Source organism: uncultured Phascolarctobacterium sp., assembly GCF_937920985.1.
GTDB lineage: Bacteria > Bacillota > Negativicutes > Acidaminococcales > Acidaminococcaceae > Phascolarctobacterium_A.
This window is the reverse complement of sequence record NZ_CALDXR010000011.1, coordinates 25,979-43,996: the sequence shown is the minus strand read 5'-3', so window position 1 is coordinate 43,996 and position 18,018 is coordinate 25,979. Positions and strand designations below refer to the sequence as shown.

Annotated in this window: 14 protein-coding genes; all 14 read left to right on the top strand. The window is 46.6% G+C overall.

Translation table 11 applies throughout. The annotated features are described in order from the left end of the window. Nucleotides 1–712 precede the first annotated feature (712 nt). The 14 genes from Q0612_RS01795 (at nt 713) to Q0612_RS01730 (ending at nt 17,975) form a co-directional block, all read left to right on the top strand. On the top strand, nt 713–1,954 hold the full coding sequence (locus Q0612_RS01795; RefSeq protein WP_298879982.1) for an MFS transporter: 1,242 nt from the start codon (nt 713–715) through the stop codon (nt 1,952–1,954). A 293-nt stretch (nt 1,955–2,247) separates the two neighbouring features. Continuing rightward, nucleotides 2,248–2,928: a 7-cyano-7-deazaguanine synthase QueC gene (queC, locus tag Q0612_RS01790; protein ID WP_298879979.1), complete on the top strand. Its 681-nt coding sequence runs from the start codon at nt 2,248–2,250 to the stop codon at nt 2,926–2,928. A gap of 14 nt (nt 2,929–2,942) precedes the next feature. Beyond that, complete coding sequence (locus Q0612_RS01785) at nt 2,943–3,446, top strand: QueT transporter family protein (RefSeq protein WP_298879977.1); 504 nt, start codon at nt 2,943–2,945, stop codon at nt 3,444–3,446. Beyond that, nucleotides 3,446–3,943: a preQ(1) synthase gene (gene queF / locus Q0612_RS01780; protein ID WP_009145817.1), complete on the top strand. Its 498-nt coding sequence runs from the start codon at nt 3,446–3,448 to the stop codon at nt 3,941–3,943. Before Q0612_RS01785 ends, queF begins: the two co-directional genes overlap by 1 nt. Nucleotides 3,944–4,218: 275 nt before the next feature. Continuing rightward, on the top strand, nt 4,219–5,253 hold the full coding sequence (locus Q0612_RS01775) for a sugar-binding transcriptional regulator (protein ID WP_298879976.1): 1,035 nt from the start codon (nt 4,219–4,221) through the stop codon (nt 5,251–5,253). Between the two features lie 80 nt (nt 5,254–5,333). Beyond that, nucleotides 5,334–6,341 (top strand): type I glyceraldehyde-3-phosphate dehydrogenase, encoded by a 1,008-nt coding sequence (gap, locus tag Q0612_RS01770; RefSeq protein ID WP_087942312.1) that lies wholly within the window; start codon nt 5,334–5,336, stop codon nt 6,339–6,341. Between the two features lie 18 nt (nt 6,342–6,359). After that, complete coding sequence (gene tpiA, locus Q0612_RS01765) at nt 6,360–8,285, top strand: triose-phosphate isomerase (protein ID WP_298879971.1); 1,926 nt, start codon at nt 6,360–6,362, stop codon at nt 8,283–8,285. Nucleotides 8,286–8,340: 55 nt separating this feature from the next. Further along, nucleotides 8,341–9,855, top strand: a complete 1,515-nt coding sequence (gpmI, locus tag Q0612_RS01760; protein ID WP_367181678.1) for a 2,3-bisphosphoglycerate-independent phosphoglycerate mutase — start codon at nt 8,341–8,343, stop codon at nt 9,853–9,855. Between the two features lie 17 nt (nt 9,856–9,872). After that, nucleotides 9,873–11,156 (top strand): phosphopyruvate hydratase, encoded by a 1,284-nt coding sequence (gene eno / locus Q0612_RS01755; protein WP_298879969.1) that lies wholly within the window; start codon nt 9,873–9,875, stop codon nt 11,154–11,156. Between the two features lie 347 nt (nt 11,157–11,503). Next, nucleotides 11,504–11,734 (top strand): preprotein translocase subunit SecG, encoded by a 231-nt coding sequence (gene secG / locus Q0612_RS01750; RefSeq protein WP_293830174.1) that lies wholly within the window; start codon nt 11,504–11,506, stop codon nt 11,732–11,734. A gap of 115 nt (nt 11,735–11,849) precedes the next feature. Further along, nucleotides 11,850–13,850 carry a sodium-translocating pyrophosphatase gene (locus tag Q0612_RS01745; RefSeq protein ID WP_009145825.1) on the top strand — a complete coding sequence of 667 codons (2,001 nt, stop codon included), beginning with the start codon at nt 11,850–11,852 and terminating at the stop codon, nt 13,848–13,850. 435 nt (nt 13,851–14,285) lie between these two features. Then, complete coding sequence (locus tag Q0612_RS01740) at nt 14,286–15,518, top strand: S-layer homology domain-containing protein (RefSeq protein WP_298879958.1); 1,233 nt, start codon at nt 14,286–14,288, stop codon at nt 15,516–15,518. 522 nt (nt 15,519–16,040) lie between these two features. Further along, a complete protein-coding gene (locus tag Q0612_RS01735; protein ID WP_298879956.1) occupies nt 16,041–17,252 on the top strand; it encodes an S-layer homology domain-containing protein in 1,212 nt (403 codons plus the stop codon). 510 nt (nt 17,253–17,762) lie between these two features. Beyond that, on the top strand, nt 17,763–17,975 hold the full coding sequence (locus Q0612_RS01730; RefSeq protein ID WP_021720543.1) for a hypothetical protein: 213 nt from the start codon (nt 17,763–17,765) through the stop codon (nt 17,973–17,975). Nucleotides 17,976–18,018: the final 43 nt, after the last annotated feature.

The window sequence follows — 18,018 nt, the reverse complement described above, 5'->3', positions numbered from 1 at the left end:
AAGCTTTGCTTACTTACGACTGAGGATAGATAGCTGCGGACTAACTTAGCTTACTCCCATACTTTCTCTATTCGCGAGAGGTATATCGTTTCAGTCAGCAGCAATTTCTTAACGCAAATTTCGCATGGAACCAGGACGAAGTGCCGCAAAACTCGCGCGAAGCTAAAAAATTCTTCAATATAAGTTAAGTTTAGCGCTCAAACAATTGCGACACTTCTATGGTTCCAAATGCTCATTTGCTAAAATTGCTATTCCTTGCACGATATACCTCTCGCTCAATTTACCAGAGTTCTATGTGTGACAGCCAATCAGCGTTGTCCTGTGGACTAGCTTCTTGGATGCGCACGCAAGAATGCGACACTTCTATGATTCCAGACACTCATTTGCTAAAATTGCTATTCCTTGCACGATATACCCATCGCTCAATTTACCAGAGTTCTATGTGTGACAGCCAATCAGCGTCGTCCTGCGGACTCGCTTCTTCGATTTACATTGCTGCAATATACTATTATGACGCACTTCTTCCATTTCCTTATAAAACTCAATAAAACTCAAAAATCCTTATACAATAGACAAATATTCGCACAAATCAAACGGCAAAAAAATATTGACAGTTTTAAGAAGAAATAGTATCATTGTTGTTAACTGTTCGGCAGAAAATATATAAATGAACAGAATTTGTTTTTTTATGAAGGGAAAGAGTACTATGAAAATGACAAACTTCAGATGGAAGGTAGCGTGGCTGATTTTTGCTATCAGCTTTGTATCCTACATGGACCGCGTTAACCTTTCTGTTGCAACACCCGTAATCATGAAGGAATTTGGCTTTACTAAAATAGATATGGGCCTTATTCAATCCTTCTTCTTCGCCGGTTATGCTTTGATGCAGGTTCCCGGCGGTATGCTTGCTGAAAAATTCGGCCATCGCTTTACCGGTTCTATTGCCTGCGCATGGTGGTCAATCTTTACTGCTTTAACTGCTATAGCAAGCGGTAAGTATACCTTTGCCATTGTACGTTTGATGTTTGGCCTGGGCGAAGCACCGATTTATCCTGCGTTTGCTATGGCAGAACACAAATGGTTTAATAAAGATGAAAAGGGCAAGGCAAGCTCCTTTATTCTCAATGGCTGCTTCTTTGGTCCTGTAGTCGGTCCTGCTGTTGTAGTATGGCTGATGACTACCTTTGGCTGGCATCATGTATTCCTCAGCTTTGGTGTAGTTGGTCTGCTGCTGGCTTGGGCTTGGCATAAATATGTTACAGATGATCCGAAGGACAGTCCTTACGTTAATGAAGCAGAACTTGCTCACATTAACGAAGGCCGCGTGGAAGCAACCGGTGAAAAGCAGATTGCTCCTTGGGGCAAGCTGCTGCGTTCTACCCAATTCTGGGCTTTGGGCATTCAGTTTTTGATTACTGACTATATCATGTACGTATTCCTGGCTTGGCTGCCGATGTACCTCATGGAGGTGCACAAATTCTCCTTAGCAAAAATGGGTATCTGGGCAGCTGCTCCCTGGATTTCTCTGATGGCTGTAGTTACTCTTTGCGGTCACTATTCCGATAAACTGCTGCGCAGCGGCATGTCTCAGAACATCGTTAAGACTGCAACCGGTGCTGCAGGTATTCTTCTTTGTGCAGGTGCGTTGTACATTTCCACTCGTACTGCCGATCCGATGATGAATGTTCTCTGGCTTTCCGTATCCTTAGGTTCCCTCGGTCTGACCATGAGTGCTTCCTGGTCCAGCGTTATCAGCATGGGCGGTAAATTTGCCGGTTCCGTATCCGGTTGGATGAACTTCTGGGGCAATATCGGCGGCGTACTTGCTCCGACCGTTACTGCCTGGTTTGCAACAAACTATGGCTGGCAGGCTGCTTTGGCAGCAACTGCTGTAACCGGTATCTGCGGTGCTATTGCTTGGTTCTTTGTAAAACCTGATAAAGCGATTGTATAATAATAGATAAGCTATAACGCTTTTAAGACAGACATCTCGATATGCTTTAAGTGTGTCGGCGGTGTCTGTTTTTGATTATGCTATTTTCTTATGCTGGACAAATAACGCGATATGCTGTATAATATCTTAGAAGTTCATAACAGACAGTTCGTAACCATCCTGTCTATAAATAAAACTACGGGCGATGTACTGGCGCCGGCCGGTATTTTTTATGTATGCAAGGATTTCGTCTGTAGATGACGGAATCCTTTTATATTTTGTGGACTTTGCCCGCTCATTAATTGGGAGGAGAAATGAAGGTTTTAGTATTATTAAGCGGTGGCGTAGACAGCTCAACCTGTCTGGCACTGGCAAAAGAAAAATACGGCGATAATGTTCTGGCTTTGTCGATGTCTTATGGTCAGAAGCATGCCAAGGAGCTTGCAGCAGCGCAGGCGATTGCCGATTATTATCATGTGGAGCTGCTGCATATGGATTTGTCGAAGATTTTCGCTCACAGCAAATGCTCCCTGCTGCAGGGCTCGGATGAAAGTGTTCCGCACGCATCCTATGCAGAGCAGCTGAAGGAAAGTAAGGGTGAGCCTGTAAGCACATATGTGCCTTTCCGTAATGGCCTGTTCCTGGCTGCTGCGGCAAGCATTGCCTTGGAATATGAATGCAATGAGATTTACTACGGTCCCCATGCCGATGATGCTGCAGGCAATGCTTATCCCGATTGCAGTGTTGAATTTAATGAGTCGATGAATTTGGCAGTATATTTGGGAAGCGGCCGCAAGGTGCGTCTGGTTGCTCCGTTTGTTGATAAAACGAAGAAGGATATCGTTGCTGAGGGCTTGCGCTTAGGTGTTCCCTATGAGCTGACCTGGAGCTGTTATGATGGTGGCGCAAAGCCCTGTCACAAGTGTGGTACCTGCATTGACCGTGAGGCTGCCTTTGCTGCCAACGGTGTTGTTGATCCCTTAGCAGAGGCTTGAAGGAGGTAAGGATAATGAAGAGCTTAAGTAACCAAAAATTAGTATTTTCCGCGTTGTGCATTGCTTTATATATTGTTGTGATGATGTGCACCCAAAGCTTTGCTTTTGGTCAGTATCAGATTCGTATTGCTACTGCGCTGTATGGACTGAGCGCTATTTTCCCGTTTTTGATTTTACCGTTTGGCCTGGCCAACGTTGTCAGCAATACGGTGATGGGCGGTCTTGGTCTGCCGGATATTATCGGCGGCTTTATTGTAGGAATTGTAACAACTGGTATTATTGTTTTGGCTAAGCGTCGTGGCTGCGGCAACTGGATTATTTGGGCGGCAGTTACCTTTGTACCAGGACTTGGTGTTCCTGTATGGCTGAGCGTACTGCTGGATATTCCTTATCTGGTGCTGGCAAGCAGTCTGCTGATTGGTCAGTGCATCTGCGGTATTGCGAGTGTAATGCTTGTTACCGCTTTGGAACGTGTGGGAGCAGGCAAGCTGTTTGCATTTGATGGAGGTAAGCAATAATGACAAGTGGCAGAAGTAAAGAAGAATTGCAGGGCGTAAGCCTGTTAGGCAATAAGACTGCTTATAAAAGCGATTATGCACCGGAGGTTCTGGAGTCCTTCCCGAATAAGCATCCGCAAAACGATTATTGGGTTAAATTTAATTGCCCGGAATTCACCAGCCTTTGTCCGATGACGGGACAGCCTGATTTTGCGACTATCTACATTTCTTATGTGCCGGATGAACGCCTGGTGGAAAGCAAATCCCTGAAGCTGTATCTGTTCAGCTTCCGTAATCACGGTGATTTCCATGAAGACTGCGTAAATATCATTATGAAGGATCTTATCAAGCTGATGGAGCCTAAATATATTGAGGTTTGGGGCAAATTCCTGCCGCGTGGTGGTCTGTCCATCGATCCGTATGCCAACTACGGCAAGCCGGGAACCGAATGGGAGCAGGCTGCAAAGAAGCGTCTTTTCATGCATGATATGTATCCCGAAACAGTTAATAACAGATAAAAATCTGGAGCTGCTGCGTAATGCGGCAGCTCTTTTTTTTGCGCACGCAGTATAATTAAGAAGATAAAAAACTTTTTAGGCAGCATAAGTCAGCCAAGGCTAACCAAAGGGCGGTTTTAACAAAAATTTTTCGATAAACACTAATACAGCACTTTATTTCTTAATTAGAGTATGCTATAATGAGCTATAGACAAATAATTCACTTATTTGTATTGAATCTGTGGGACACGAAAAGTACCACGAGGGACAAAACACGTCAAGGGATGTAACTGGTTATGGATAGTATTATTAATCTGCAAAAGAAAATTGTGCCGGAGCTGACAGATCTGCTCGTACAGCGTTACCAGATTCTGCGTCAGGTGAGCCATGAAGCGCCGATAGGCAGGCGTGCACTGGCCGCAAGACTGGGACTCAGCGAAAGAGTGCTGCGTGCTCAGGTTGATTTTCTGAAGAAAAGCGGCCTGCTGGATTTTTCTTCCAGTGGCATGAGCGTAACAGATGAGGGTGCGGATATTCTTAAGGAGCTGGCGGATTATGTACGCAAGCTGCAGGATATTTCGTTCTTGGAAAATGCTCTCAGTGATACGCTGAAGATTGGCAAGGTTGTCATTCTTCCTGGTGATTCTGACCAGGAGGATGTTGTCAAGCGTGAAATCGGCCGTACTGCAGCGCATATCCTTAGTAAGCTGCTGAGCGATGGCAATAAGCATATCGTTGCTGTCAGCGGCGGTACTACTATGGCGGCTATGGCAGCCAATGTTTCCGGCTCTCAGCCTAATACGGTGGTTGTACCGGCCCGCGGCGGTTTGGGTGATAATGTGGAACTGCAGGCCAATACGATTGCAACTGTTTTGGCACAAAAGCTCGGAGCATCCTATCGTCAGCTTTATGTTCCTGACTGTGTAAGCGAGGATATCTTAAACAGTATTCTTAAAGAGGATATCGGTGTACGCGCTGTCGTTGATATTATCAAGCAGGCGGACATTCTTGTTCACGGTGTAGGCCGTGCCAGTGTTATGGCAAGACACAGACGCTTAGGCAGCGAGGTAATTGCCAAGCTGGAGGCAAATGGTGCTGTAGGCGAGGCGTTTGGCCAGTATTGCGCTTTAGACGGCAGACAGGTTTATATGACTAATAATGCCGGCCTGATGCTGCAGGATTTGCAGCACATCGGCACAATCATCGGTATTGCCGGAGGCAAATCGAAGGCTGCCGCAATTTTGTCGGTTATTCGTGCTTCCAGACAGGATATTTTGATTACCGACGAGGCCGCAGCGCATGAGATTCTCAAAATGGCCAAAGAGCAATAAGCAGAAAGCTGCGCTTTATTAATTTGTTACTAAGCACATTTGTGCAAAATTTAGATTCTCTCAGAATTAAGGAGGAAATTATTATGACAAAAGTAGGTATTAATGGTTTTGGCCGTATCGGCCGCGAGGTTTTCCGTGTAGCATTCAACAATCCTGAGGTAGAGGTTGTTGCTGTCAACGATCCTGGCGACATCACCGCTTTGGCTCACCTGTTGAAATATGACTCTATCCATGGCACCTTCAACCATGAAGTCAGCATCGAAGGCAACTACATTATTGTTGACGACCGCAAAATCGAAGTATTCGCTTGCCTGGATCCTGCACAGATTCCTTGGGGCGAAGCTGGTGCTGAAATTGTTGTAGAATCCACCGGCCGTTTCACCGAAGCTGCAAAGGCTGCAGCTCATCTGCATGACACTGTTAAAAAGGTTATTATCTCCGCTCCTGCAAAAGGCGAAGACATCACCATCGTTATGGGTGTTAACGAAGACAAATATGATCCTGCAAAACACAACATCATTTCCAACGCTTCCTGCACCACCAACTGCCTGGCTCCGTTCACCAAAGTATTGCTGAACAAATTCGGTATTGAAAGCGGTCTGATGACCACTGTTCACTCCTACACCAATGACCAGAGAATCCTGGACCTGCCGCATAAAGACCTGCGTCGTGCTCGTGCTGCTGCTTGCTCCATCATCCCGACTACTACCGGTGCTGCAAAAGCAGTTGCTCTGGTTCTGCCGGAACTGAAAGGCAAACTGAACGGCTTTGCAATGCGCGTTCCGACTCCGAACGTTTCCATCACCGACCTGACCGTACTGCTGCAAAAAGACACCACTGCTGAAGAAATCAACGCAGTGCTGAAGGAAGCTGCTGAAGGCGAACTCAAAGGCATCATGGGCTACAGCGACGAACCGCTGGTATCCCGCGATTACAACGGTTGCCCGCTGAGCTCCATCATCGACGGCCTGTCCACCATGATGGTTGGCCCGCGTATGGCTAAGGTTGTAAGCTGGTACGACAATGAATGGGGTTATTCCAACCGCGTAGTTGACCTGGCTGCATATATTGCTAAAAAAGGTCTGTAATAAAGGAGATTCTTATCAGTGGATAAAAAAACTGTACGTGATTTAGACGTTGCCGGTAAAAAAGTACTGGTACGCGTAGATTTTAACGTTCCTCTGAATGATAAAGGCGAGATTACCGATGATACCCGTATCACCGCATCTTTACCGACAATTCAATATTTGCTGGAGCAAAAGGCTGCTGTTATTTTAATGGCGCATCTTGGCCGTCCTAAAGGACAGGTTAAGCCGGAACTGTCTTTGGCTCCCGTAGCTAAGCATTTGGGCAAGCTGCTGGGCAAAAAGATTTTGTTTGCACCGGATTGCGTAGGCGAAGCTGCACAGGCTGCTGCCAGCAAGCTGAAAGCGGGCCACATCCTGCTGCTGGAAAACCTGCGTTTCCATAAGGAAGAAGAAAAGAACGATATGGACTTTGCTGAGAAGCTGGCTTCTCTGGCAGATCTGTATGTCAACGATGGCTTCGGTGTATCTCACCGCGCACACGCTTCTGTAGAAGGCGTAACCCACTTCCTGCCTGCAGCTGCAGGCTTCCTGTTGGAAAAGGAAATCCAGTATGTAGGTCAGGCTGTAAGCAATCCGCTGCATCCCTTCGTTGCTATTATCGGCGGCGCTAAGGTAAGCGACAAAATCGGCGTTATCAGCAACCTGCTCGATAAGGTTGATACCCTGCTTATCGGCGGCGGTATGGCTAACACCTTCCTGGCTGCACAGGGCTACAAAATGGGCAAATCCCTGGTAGAAGAGGATAAACTGGACCTGGCTAAAGAGCTTTTGGCTAAGGCTAAGAAAAATAAAGTAAATATGCTGCTGCCTACCGATCTGGTAATGGCTGCTGCATTTGCTCCCGACGCTGAGCATGTAACCGAAAAGGTGAAAAACCTAAACCAGGCTTACATGGCTCTGGATATCGGTGCGGAAACCAGCAAGGCTTATGCCGAAGCTCTGGCTGACGCTAAGATGATTGTCTGGAACGGACCGATGGGCGTTTTTGAAATGGACGCCTTCTGCAAGGGTACTGAGGCTGTAGCGAAGGCTGTAGCCAAGAGCCGTGCTACCAGCATTGTCGGCGGCGGCGACAGCGTTGCTGCTATCGAAAAGCTGGGCCTGGCTAAACGCATTACCCACATTTCCACCGGTGGCGGTGCTTCTCTGGAATATCTGGAAGGCAAGGTACTGCCCGGCGTTGCTGCACTTGATGACCTGCGTCGTAAAATGATTGCCGGCAACTGGAAGATGCACAAAACCGTAAGCGAGGCTGTAGACCTTGCTGAAGAAATTGTTATGGAAACTAACGGTACCTTGAATGAGGTTGTTATTTTCCCGCCGTTCACCGCACTGGAAACTGTTGCAGATGCTATTGACGGCAAGCATGTAGGCTACGGTGCACAGGATTTGCATTGGGAAGACAAGGGTGCCTTCACCGGCGCTGTTTCCGGTGCGATGATTGCTGACATCTGCGCTGAATATGTTCTCGTTGGTCACAGCGAACGCCGTACTATTTTCGGTGAAAACGAAAAAATTGTTGCCAGCAAGATTATTGCTGCTTACCGCAATGGCCTGAAGCCGTTGCTGTGCGTTGGTGAAAACCTGGCTGAGCGTGAAGCAGGCAAAACTGCCCGCAAAATCAACATGCAGCTGAAGAGCGCTCTGCGTGTAATTACTGCAGAGGATGCAGAAAACCTTGTTGTTGCTTATGAGCCTATCTGGGCTATCGGCAGCGGTAAGGCTGCTACTCCGGAGGACGCTTTGGAAGTATGCACTCTGATTCGTGAAAAAATCAGCAAAATCTTTACACCTGATATTGCCCGTAAGGTTCGTATTCTTTACGGCGGCAGTGTTAATGAAAAGAACGCTGCTTCCTTCAACCTCAGCGGTATTGACGGTGTGCTGGTAGGCGGTGCAAGCCTGAAGGCTGACACCTTTGCCGCAATCGTAAGAAGCTTTTAATAAGACCTCGGAGAAAGCACCTGTTGCTTTCTCCTTCGTCTTTAGGAATTTGATAATGAAAAAACCAGTTTTACTAATGATTCTTGATGGTTGGGGCATTGCTCCCGCAGACAAAACCAATGCTGCGGCGATGGCAAAAACCCCTAACCTGGACAGTTATTTTGCAAATTATCCTCATACAACCTTGGAAGCCAGCGGCAAGGCTGTAGGTCTGCCTGCAGGCCAGATCGGTAATTCTGAGGTAGGTCATCTGAATATCGGTGCCGGCCGTATTATCTACCAGAGCCTGACACGCATTGACAAGGCGATTGAGGATGGCGATTTGTATAAGAACAAAGAGCTCAGCAGGGTGATGGACGAAACGAAGCAGGCAGGCAAGGCGCTGCATCTTCTGGGATTGTTATCCGACGGCGGCGTACACAGCCACATTGAGCATCTTCTGGCACTTATATGCATGGCAAAGGTTAAAGGCCTGACTAAGGTTTATGTGCATGCCTTCCTGGACGGACGTGATGTCGGTCCGAAAACAGCACTGGAATATATCCATGAGCTGGAAGATGGCATGGCGCAGATTGGTGTAGGCAAGATTGCTACCGTCAGCGGACGTTATTACGCAATGGACCGCGACAAGCGCTGGGAGCGCGTGGAGCGTGCCTATAAAGCGCTGGTGCTGGGCGAGGGCGGCAAAGCTGCAAGCGCTGCTGCCGGCGTAGAAGCATCCTATGCTGCAGGCGTAACAGACGAGTTCGTTGAGCCCTTCACTGTTGACGGCGTAGATGGCCAAATCACTGCCGGTGACGGTGTGATTTTCTTCAACTTCCGTCCTGACAGAGCGCGTGAAATTACCCGTGCACTGCATGATGAGGACTTTCCGTATTTTGCACGTCCCGAGGGCGCACGCCCTGTAAATTATGTGTGCATGACGCAATATGATGCAACAATTACCGCACCGGTAGCCTTTCCTCCGGAGGAGATTAAGGATACTCTGGGTGAAGTACTGGCACAGCATGGACTGCACCAGCTGCGCATTGCGGAAACCGAAAAATATGCGCATGTAACCTTCTTCTTCAACGGTGGTGTAGAAGCTCCGAATGCTAATGAGGAGCGTATTCTGATTCCTTCGCCGAAGGTTGCAACCTACGATTTGCAGCCGGAAATGAGCGCGGAGGAGGTTACGCAGGCACTGCTGGCAGAGCTGGATAAGGACAAATTCGACGCCATTATCCTGAACTTTGCTAACCCGGATATGGTTGGCCATACCGGTGTGCTCAGCGCTGCGATTACTGCGATGGAAAAGGTGGATGACTGTGCCGGACGCATTGTGCGCAAGGTGCTGTCACTTGGCGGCAGCGTGTGCATTACTGCGGACCATGGCAATCTGGAGAAGATGGCCGAAAGCGACGGTTCTCCGAACACTGCGCACACTACCAACCCTGTACCGTTTATTTTAGTAAGCAAGGAGCAGCATAAGCTGCATAACGGCATTTTGGCCGATATTGCACCGACGCTGCTGCAGCTGCTTGATATTAAACAGCCTGCCGCTATGACAGGTAAAACTTTGATAGACTAATCATGAGGTGATAAAAAATGGCAATGATTACTGAAGTTTACGCTCGCGAGATTCTGGATTCCCGCGGCAATCCGACCGTAGAAGTTGAAGTATGCCTGGAAGACGGCGCAATGGGACGCGCTGCAGTTCCTTCCGGCGCATCTACCGGTGTACATGAAGCTGTAGAGCTGCGTGACGGCGACAAAGAGCGTTACCTGGGCAAAGGCGTTACCAAAGCAGTTGATAATGTTAATGACATTATTGCTGAAGCAATTATCGGCCTGGACGCAACCCGCCAAACCGAAATTGATGAGCTGCTGGTTCGTCTGGACGGCACTCTGAACAAAGGCCGCCTCGGCGCTAACGCTATCCTCGGCGTTTCCATGGCTGTAGCTAAGGCTGCTGCTGCTTCTGTAGGCCTGCCGCTGTACCTGTACTTAGGCGGTGTTGCTGCCAAAGAGCTGCCTGTTCCGATGATGAATATCTTAAACGGCGGCGAGCATGCAGACAACAACGTTGATATCCAAGAATTCATGATTATGCCGGTTGGCGCTAAATCCTTCAGCGAAGCACTGCGCATGAACGCTGAGATTTATCATAACCTGAAGGCTCTGCTGAAGGAAAAAGGTCTGAGCACTGCTTTGGGTGATGAGGGTGGCTTTGCACCGAACCTGAAATGCAATGCAGAGGCTATTGAGGTTATTCTCGAAGCAACTGAGCGTGCTGGCTACAAACCGGGCAAGGACATCGTTATGGCGATGGACGTTGCTTCCAGCGAATTCTATGTAGACGGCAAATACCAAATGACCGGCGAAGGCGTAGAAATGACCAGCGAAGAAATGGTTGATTATCTTGCTGACCTGTGCGCTAAATATCCTATCATCTCCATCGAAGACGGTATGGCTGAGGATGACTGGGACGGCTGGAAGAAGCTCACCAAAAAGCTGGGCAAAAAAGTTCAGCTGGTTGGCGATGACCTGTTTGTTACCAACGAAGAGCGTCTGGTTCAGGGCATTGAAAAGGGCGTAGCAAACGCTATTCTGATTAAGGTAAACCAAATCGGTACCTTGACCGAAACCTTCAATGCTATCGAAACTGCTAAACGTGCAGGCTACACCTGCATCATCTCTCACCGCAGCGGTGAAACTGAAGACACCACTCTGGCAGACATTGCTGTTGCTGTAAACGCTGGCCAGATTAAGACCGGTGCTCCGGCCCGTACCGACCGTGTTGCCAAATACAACCAGCTGCTGCGCATTGAAGAGGATCTGGGCAAGGCTGCAAAATATAACGGCATGAAGGTTTTCTACAATATTAAATAAAATTTGACAAAGCAATATAATTGCGCTATAGTTAACTCGACAAGAGATTGTGCAAATGTCATAGTTCGCACGCAAAAAGAAAAGCCCCGGGATTGCGCCTCGGGGTTTTTCATTTTAAGCTGACTGTGCGCTATTTTCGGTCTAACCATTTGCAAATATAATAGCTGATTATACCTGCCATAGCAGAAAGAATAAGAGATTGAGCAAATTCTGCCATAATTTACCATTTTCTCGCTGGAAAGAGTAGTAGCAAATATAATATAAAATAATCTGTGAAAAAAATACTAGCTTTATAATTGGCTTTATGGTAAAATACTATGGTACAAAAATATGAGGAGGTAAGCTCTGTGATTGAAACTGTCTTGATGGTTCTTGAAGTTATCGTTTGCATAGCACTCATTGGCGCAGTTCTGCTGCAGTCCGGAAAAGGCGGCGGTATGGGCAGTACTTTCGGCGGCAGTGACGGTGCTTTTTTTGGCAAGGGCAATGATCTTGATACAGTCATGGCGAAGGCTACGATTGTTTTGGGTGTTGCATTTGCTGTTATTACTTTGGCGCTGGCAAAAATCAACGCTTAAGACTGACGGGATTTTCCTGTTTGTCGCACTCATCATGTTACCAAGAGTGCAACTGCACTCTTAAAATTTTAAATTTTTTTATAAAAAGAAAGGGGTTTGGGTCTTGAATTTCTTAATGATCTCCATTGTTGTCGGCCTCATTGCACTCGCAGTTGCACTGATGCTGAGCAGCGCAATCGGTAAGGCTCCTGCTGGTACAGCACGTATGCAGGAAATTGCCGGTTACATCCATGAGGGCGCTATGGCGTTCCTGTTCCGCGAATACAAAGCACTGTCTGCTTTCGTAATCGTAGTTGCTATCGTAATTTCTATGTTCTTATCTCCGCTTACTGCAGTATGCTTCGTTGCAGGTGCAGTATTCTCCGTATGTGCTGGCTACATTGGTATGACCGTTGCTACCAAAGCTAACGTTCGTACTGCTGCAGCTGCTCAACATGGCGGTATGCCGGAAGCTCTGAAAATTGCTTTCTCCGGCGGTGCTGTTATGGGTCTGGGCGTTGTTGGTCTGGGTATCGTTGGTGTTGCTGCTGCTTACATGCTGTTCGGCAACATTGATATCGTTACCGGCTTCGGTCTGGGCGCAAGCTCCATTGCATTGTTCGCTCGTGTTGGCGGCGGTATCTACACCAAAGCTGCTGACGTTGGCGCTGACCTGGTAGGTAAAGTTGAAGAAGGTCTGCCTGAAGATGACCCGCGTAACCCGGCTACCATCGCTGATAACGTAGGCGATAACGTAGGCGACGTTGCAGGCATGGGCGCAGACTTGTTCGAATCCTATGTAGGTGCTATCATCTCCGCTATTACCCTGGGTGCTGTTGCATATCCGGGTGGCGAAGGCATTATGTTCGTATTCGAGCTGGCTTTCGCTGGTATCATTGCTTCCCTAATCGGTGTATTCTATGCTCGCAGCAGCAAATCCACCAACCCGCAGGCTGCTCTGAACCATGGTACCTATGTTGGCGGCGTAATCGTAATTGCTGCTGCTTACTACCTGTCCACTTCCATCTTCGGTAACACTGCTGCATTCGTAGCTATTGCTTCCGGTCTGGTAGTTGGCCTGTTAATCGGTAAAATCACCGAAATCTACACCTCTGCTGATTATGCTTCCGTTAAGAAGATTGCTGAGCAATCCGAAACCGGTCCGGCAACCACCATCATCTCCGGTCTGGCTGTTGGCATGTATTCCACCTTCCTGCCGATGATCTTCATCTGCGTTGGTGTAATCCTGGCATTCTTCACCATGGGTGGTGCTAAAGATGCAGGCATGGGCCTGTTCGGTATCTCCCTGGCTGCAGTTGGTATGCTGTCCACCACCGGTCTGACCGTAGCAGTTGACGCTTATGGTCCTATCGCTGATAACGCTGGTGGTATCGCAGAAATGTCCGAGCTGCCTCCTGAAGTACGTGAAATCACCGATACCCTGGACTCCGTTGGTAACACCACCGCTGCTATCGGTAAAGGCTTCGCTATCGGTTCCGCTGCTCTGACTGCTCTGGCTCTGTTCTCTGCTTATGCACACACTGTAGGCCTGAAAGCAATCGACCTGCTGAACCCTGTAACCCTGATTGGTCTGTTCATCGGTGCAACCCTGCCGTTCGTATTCGGTGCTATGACCATGGAATCTGTTGGTAAAGCTGCTTACCAGATGATCGAGGAAGTTCGTCGTCAATTCCACGAAATCCCCGGCCTGCTGGAAGGCAAAGCTAAAGCTGACTACCAAAAATGCGTAGACATCTCCACCGCAGCTGCTCTGCACGAGATGATTATGCCTGGTGTAATCGCTATCGTTGCTCCTTTGCTGGTTGGCTTCCTGTTCGGTACTGAAGCTCTGGGCGGCCTGATTGGCGGCTCTCTGGCTTCCGGCGTACTGGTTGCAATCCTGATGGCTAACGCCGGCGGTGCATGGGATAACGCTAAGAAGTTCGTAGAAGCTTCCGGCCGTAAACACACTCCGGTGCATGACGCAACCGTTGTAGGCGATACCGTAGGTGACCCGTTCAAAGATACTTCCGGACCTGCAATGAACATCCTGATCAAACTGATGACCATTGTATCCCTGGTATTTGCTCCTGTACTAGCAGCAAATGGCGGTATCCTGCTTGGCCTGTTCAAATAATTTTATAGTTAAGCTATAATCCACGCTGCTGCAGCATTAGCTGCAGCAGCTTTTTTGTTGCGCTGAAGCCAACTTATGCAAAATGTAATTATACTTTTTCGAAAATTATATACACTTGGAAAACAGTAATGTTTACATCTAAAAGCTAAGTGTAATAATAGAGTAAAATGCACGTAAAAACAATAAGTGATTAACAAAAAAAGCTTGCGCTCTGATTTGGCACATGGTATAATTCAACTATCGGTAATGAATGAGCATATACTCTTACTGATACATATTGCTTTATAAATCATTGCGAAGGAAAAACCGGCAAAGGATGACAGAGGAAACAAGGCAACTCTTGAGCGGAATTTGTTGGCGGCTCCGGAAGATGATTTGTAAAAATAAATTATGAGCAGTTTGATAATACTGCTACTTCCTGAGGAGGAAACAACAATGAAAAAATCCTTAGTACTCGCTATGGCTATGGCACTGGGCGTAACCGCTTCTGCTTATGCTGCAAATCCGTTCTCTGATGTACCTGCTGGCCACTGGGCATATGACAGCATCAACAAGCTGGCTGCTGCTGGCGTAGTTGAAGGCTACGGCGACACCACCTTCGGTGGCGACAAGCTGATGACTCGTTATGAAATGGCTCAAATCGTTGCAAAAGCAATGGCAAAAGGCGCTAACGTTGACAAACTGGCTGCTGAATTCGCTGACGAATTGGACAACCTGGGCGTTCGCGTAGCTAACCTGGAGAAAAAAGCTGACAACGTTAAAATCACCGGCGAAGTTCGTTTCCGTCATTTTGAATATAGCGGTGACAAAAAAGCTGATAATGGCAATAATAGTTCCCAAATGCGTTCTCGTATCTTCATTAATGGCGCTATTAATGATGACTGGTCTTATACCGGTATGTTGGAAAATCTCCAAAAGTTCAGCCATAACAATGCTGGTGAAGAGGATACCTCTTTCCAACGTGCATTTGTAACTGGTAAACTGGGCGGTGTAAATGTAACTGCTGGTCGTTATGCAGAATTCCTTGAAGATGGTAACTTCTTCGATGGTCGTGCTGATGGCGTTGTTGCTTCCTATGGCAAGGACGTAAAACTGACCGCCGGCTATGCAAAGGTTTCCAATAAAGCTACTAGTGGTACTTCTGCAGGTACTTCTGCTGCTGATACCATGACTTATGGCGTTCTGTCCAGCAAAATTGGTGTAGTAAATGCACATGTTGGTTACTACAAAGTTGAAGATGTAAAAAACCTGAGCTATAACGATACTAATGTATGGACTGCAGGTGTAGCATTCCCGCTTGCACAAGATCTGACCTTGTCTGGCTTGTATCTGAAATCTGACCTGGATAAAGTAGGTCGCACCTCTATTGATGACGATGGTTATGTTGTTGGTTTGAACTTCAAAGGCGCAAAAGCTAAACAAGCTGGCTCCTATGGTGTTTGGGCTAAATATTATGATCAAGCAGCTGGTACTGTAATCGCTCATACCATGAACGGTAATGCTAGCGGAAGCTACTTAACCGATGGTTTCAAAGGTTATGGCGTTGGCTTGGATGTAACTCTTGCTAAAAACATTATTGGTAGCGTAGAATACTACGATCTGAAAGATAAAACTCAAGAAGAAAAAACCGATAAGACTTTGTGGTCTTCTGTAGTATTTAAATTCTAATTTAACACATAATTACATTTGCAAATTGTAAAATGGTGCAGAGCTGTCCTTTTGGGCAGCTCTCATTTTTATAAGCATTGCAAGGCTAAAATTCATTTAGTATTCTAATGCTTTTTTTATTTACACAGAAATGGAGAAGCTGATAAATACATCAGAAACTGATTTAGGTAAATATTCTTTTAAAGCAATACAACTAATACGTGCTACTGTAGAATAACAAAAGAAGCCTAAGAGTATACATGTAGAACAGAATGATATGGGAATAGTGTTAAGAAAAAACAATAAAAACATTTGCGCTCTGCGTTGTTGTATGGTATAATGCAATCATTGGCAAGTAAATTTAGATACTTTACTTGCCGTTAACATGCTTTATAAATCATTGCGAAGGAAAAACCGGCAAAGGATGACAGAGGAAACAAGGCAACTCTTGAGCGGAATTTGTTGGCGGCTCCGGAAGATGATTTGTAAAAATAAATTATGAGCAGTTTGATAATACTGCTACTTCCTGAGGAGGAAACAACAATGAAAAAATCCTTAGTACTCGCTATGGCTATGGCACTGGGCGTAACCGCTTCTGCTTATGCTGCAAATCCGTTCTCTGATGTACCTGCTGGCCACTGGGCATATGACAGCATCAACAAGCTGGCTGCTGCTGGCGTAGTTGAAGGCTACGGCGACACCACCTTCGGTGGCGACAAGCTGATGACTCGTTATGAAATGGCTCAAATCGTTGCAAAAGCAATGGCAAAAGGCGCTAACGTTGACAAACTGGCTGCTGAATTCGCTGACGAATTGGACAACCTGGGCGTTCGCGTAGCTAACCTGGAGAAAAAAGCTGACAACGTTAAAATCACCGGTACCATCAAAGCTTCCTATGCTTCCTATGATGGAGACAAACTGGGCGAAGGTAACACCACCAACCATCAAGGCCGTCTGCGTTCCGATATTTGGGTAACTGGTCAAGTAAACGATGACTGGACTTACACCGCTATGTTCCGTGGTCAAGAATTCTTCACCAATGATAAAGCCAACAAAGGCGAAGAGGACATTAACTTCCAACGTGCTTATGTAAATGGTAAATTGGGTGGTTTGGCTGTTCAAGCTGGCCGTTACAACAAAACCGATATCACCGGCGGTAACATCCATGATAACCGTATGGACGGTGTTCAAGTTTCCTATGGCAAAGACGTTAAAATGACTGCTGGCTACGGCAAAGCAACTGGCGTTGAAGCGCTGGCTAACGAAAACAAAGACTTTGCTTATGCAGAATTGGCTGCTAAACTGGGTGCTGTTGATGCAAATGCAGCTTACTACAGATTCGATAACGTTGCTAAAACTGCTGACGACGATAAAATCTGGACTGTAGGCCTGGGCTTTGACCTGGCTAAAGACCTGAAATTGTCCGGCAACTACATTAAATCCGACTATGACAAAGCCGGCGTTGACGATGACGGCTATGTAGCAACCTTGGCTTACAAAGGCGCTAAAGCTGCTCAAGCTGGTTCCTGGGGCCTGAGCGCTACCTATTATGATCAAGGCATGGGCACCTTTGTTGCTCACACCATGGATGGCGTATACTTCGATGAAGGCTTCAAAGGCTACAGCGTAAGCGCTAACTATGCACTGGCTAAAAACATCGTAGCAGGTGTAACCTACTATGATCTGGAAACCAAAGAAGCAGGCAAAGATACCGACGCTCAAACTCTGTGGAGCCAAGTAGTATTCAGCTTCTAATCTGACTTTACGTCAATCCGCTGAAAAGCAAAAAATCGCATATGCATAAATGAAGAGAGGACGGTGCGCACCGTCCTCTTTTTGCAGTGCGTTGGGGAAGAAAGGTTTCTTGACAGATTAAAGATTTGCCTTTATACTATAGATAAAGGCATAGTCCTGTTTGTTGCTGCTTGACATGCAACTAAAATATAGTCAAGTTCAAATGTTTGTTGCTGCTTGACATGCAACTAAAATATAGTCAAGTTCAAATGTTAAAGACTTCATTCGTATTGAGTGAAGTCTTTTTTTCGAGGTGTAAGATGCTAACTGGTCATTTTGAATCTATACCTGATAGAATTTCTTTGGAAAAGCCCAAGGGAGTAAGTTACAGCGAAAGCATAGATAATTTTATTAAAGTATGAGGACGGTGCGTATCGTCCTCTTTTTGCAGTGGGCAAGATAGATTTTGACTTTTTGCTGAAATACAGTACTATGTAAGTAGGATAGTGTGTTTAGAAAGGTTGGTGTCTTATGAGTCAACAAAAATATATTTCTGACGAGCAGGTTGTGAAACGTGCTAATTGTGCCGTAAAAATTGCTTTAGAAAAGAAGCGTGCTATGGATGTGCCTATTTTTACATATGATAGGGAAACGCAGAGTATTTGTGTAATTGGTAGTGATGGTAGTAAAACTCAGGTATGTGGGAGATATAATCATGGACGCTACAGCGAAAGAGTTAAATAAAAAGCCGGAGATAATCGTTTTTGTTGGTAAGAGTATCTTTTGG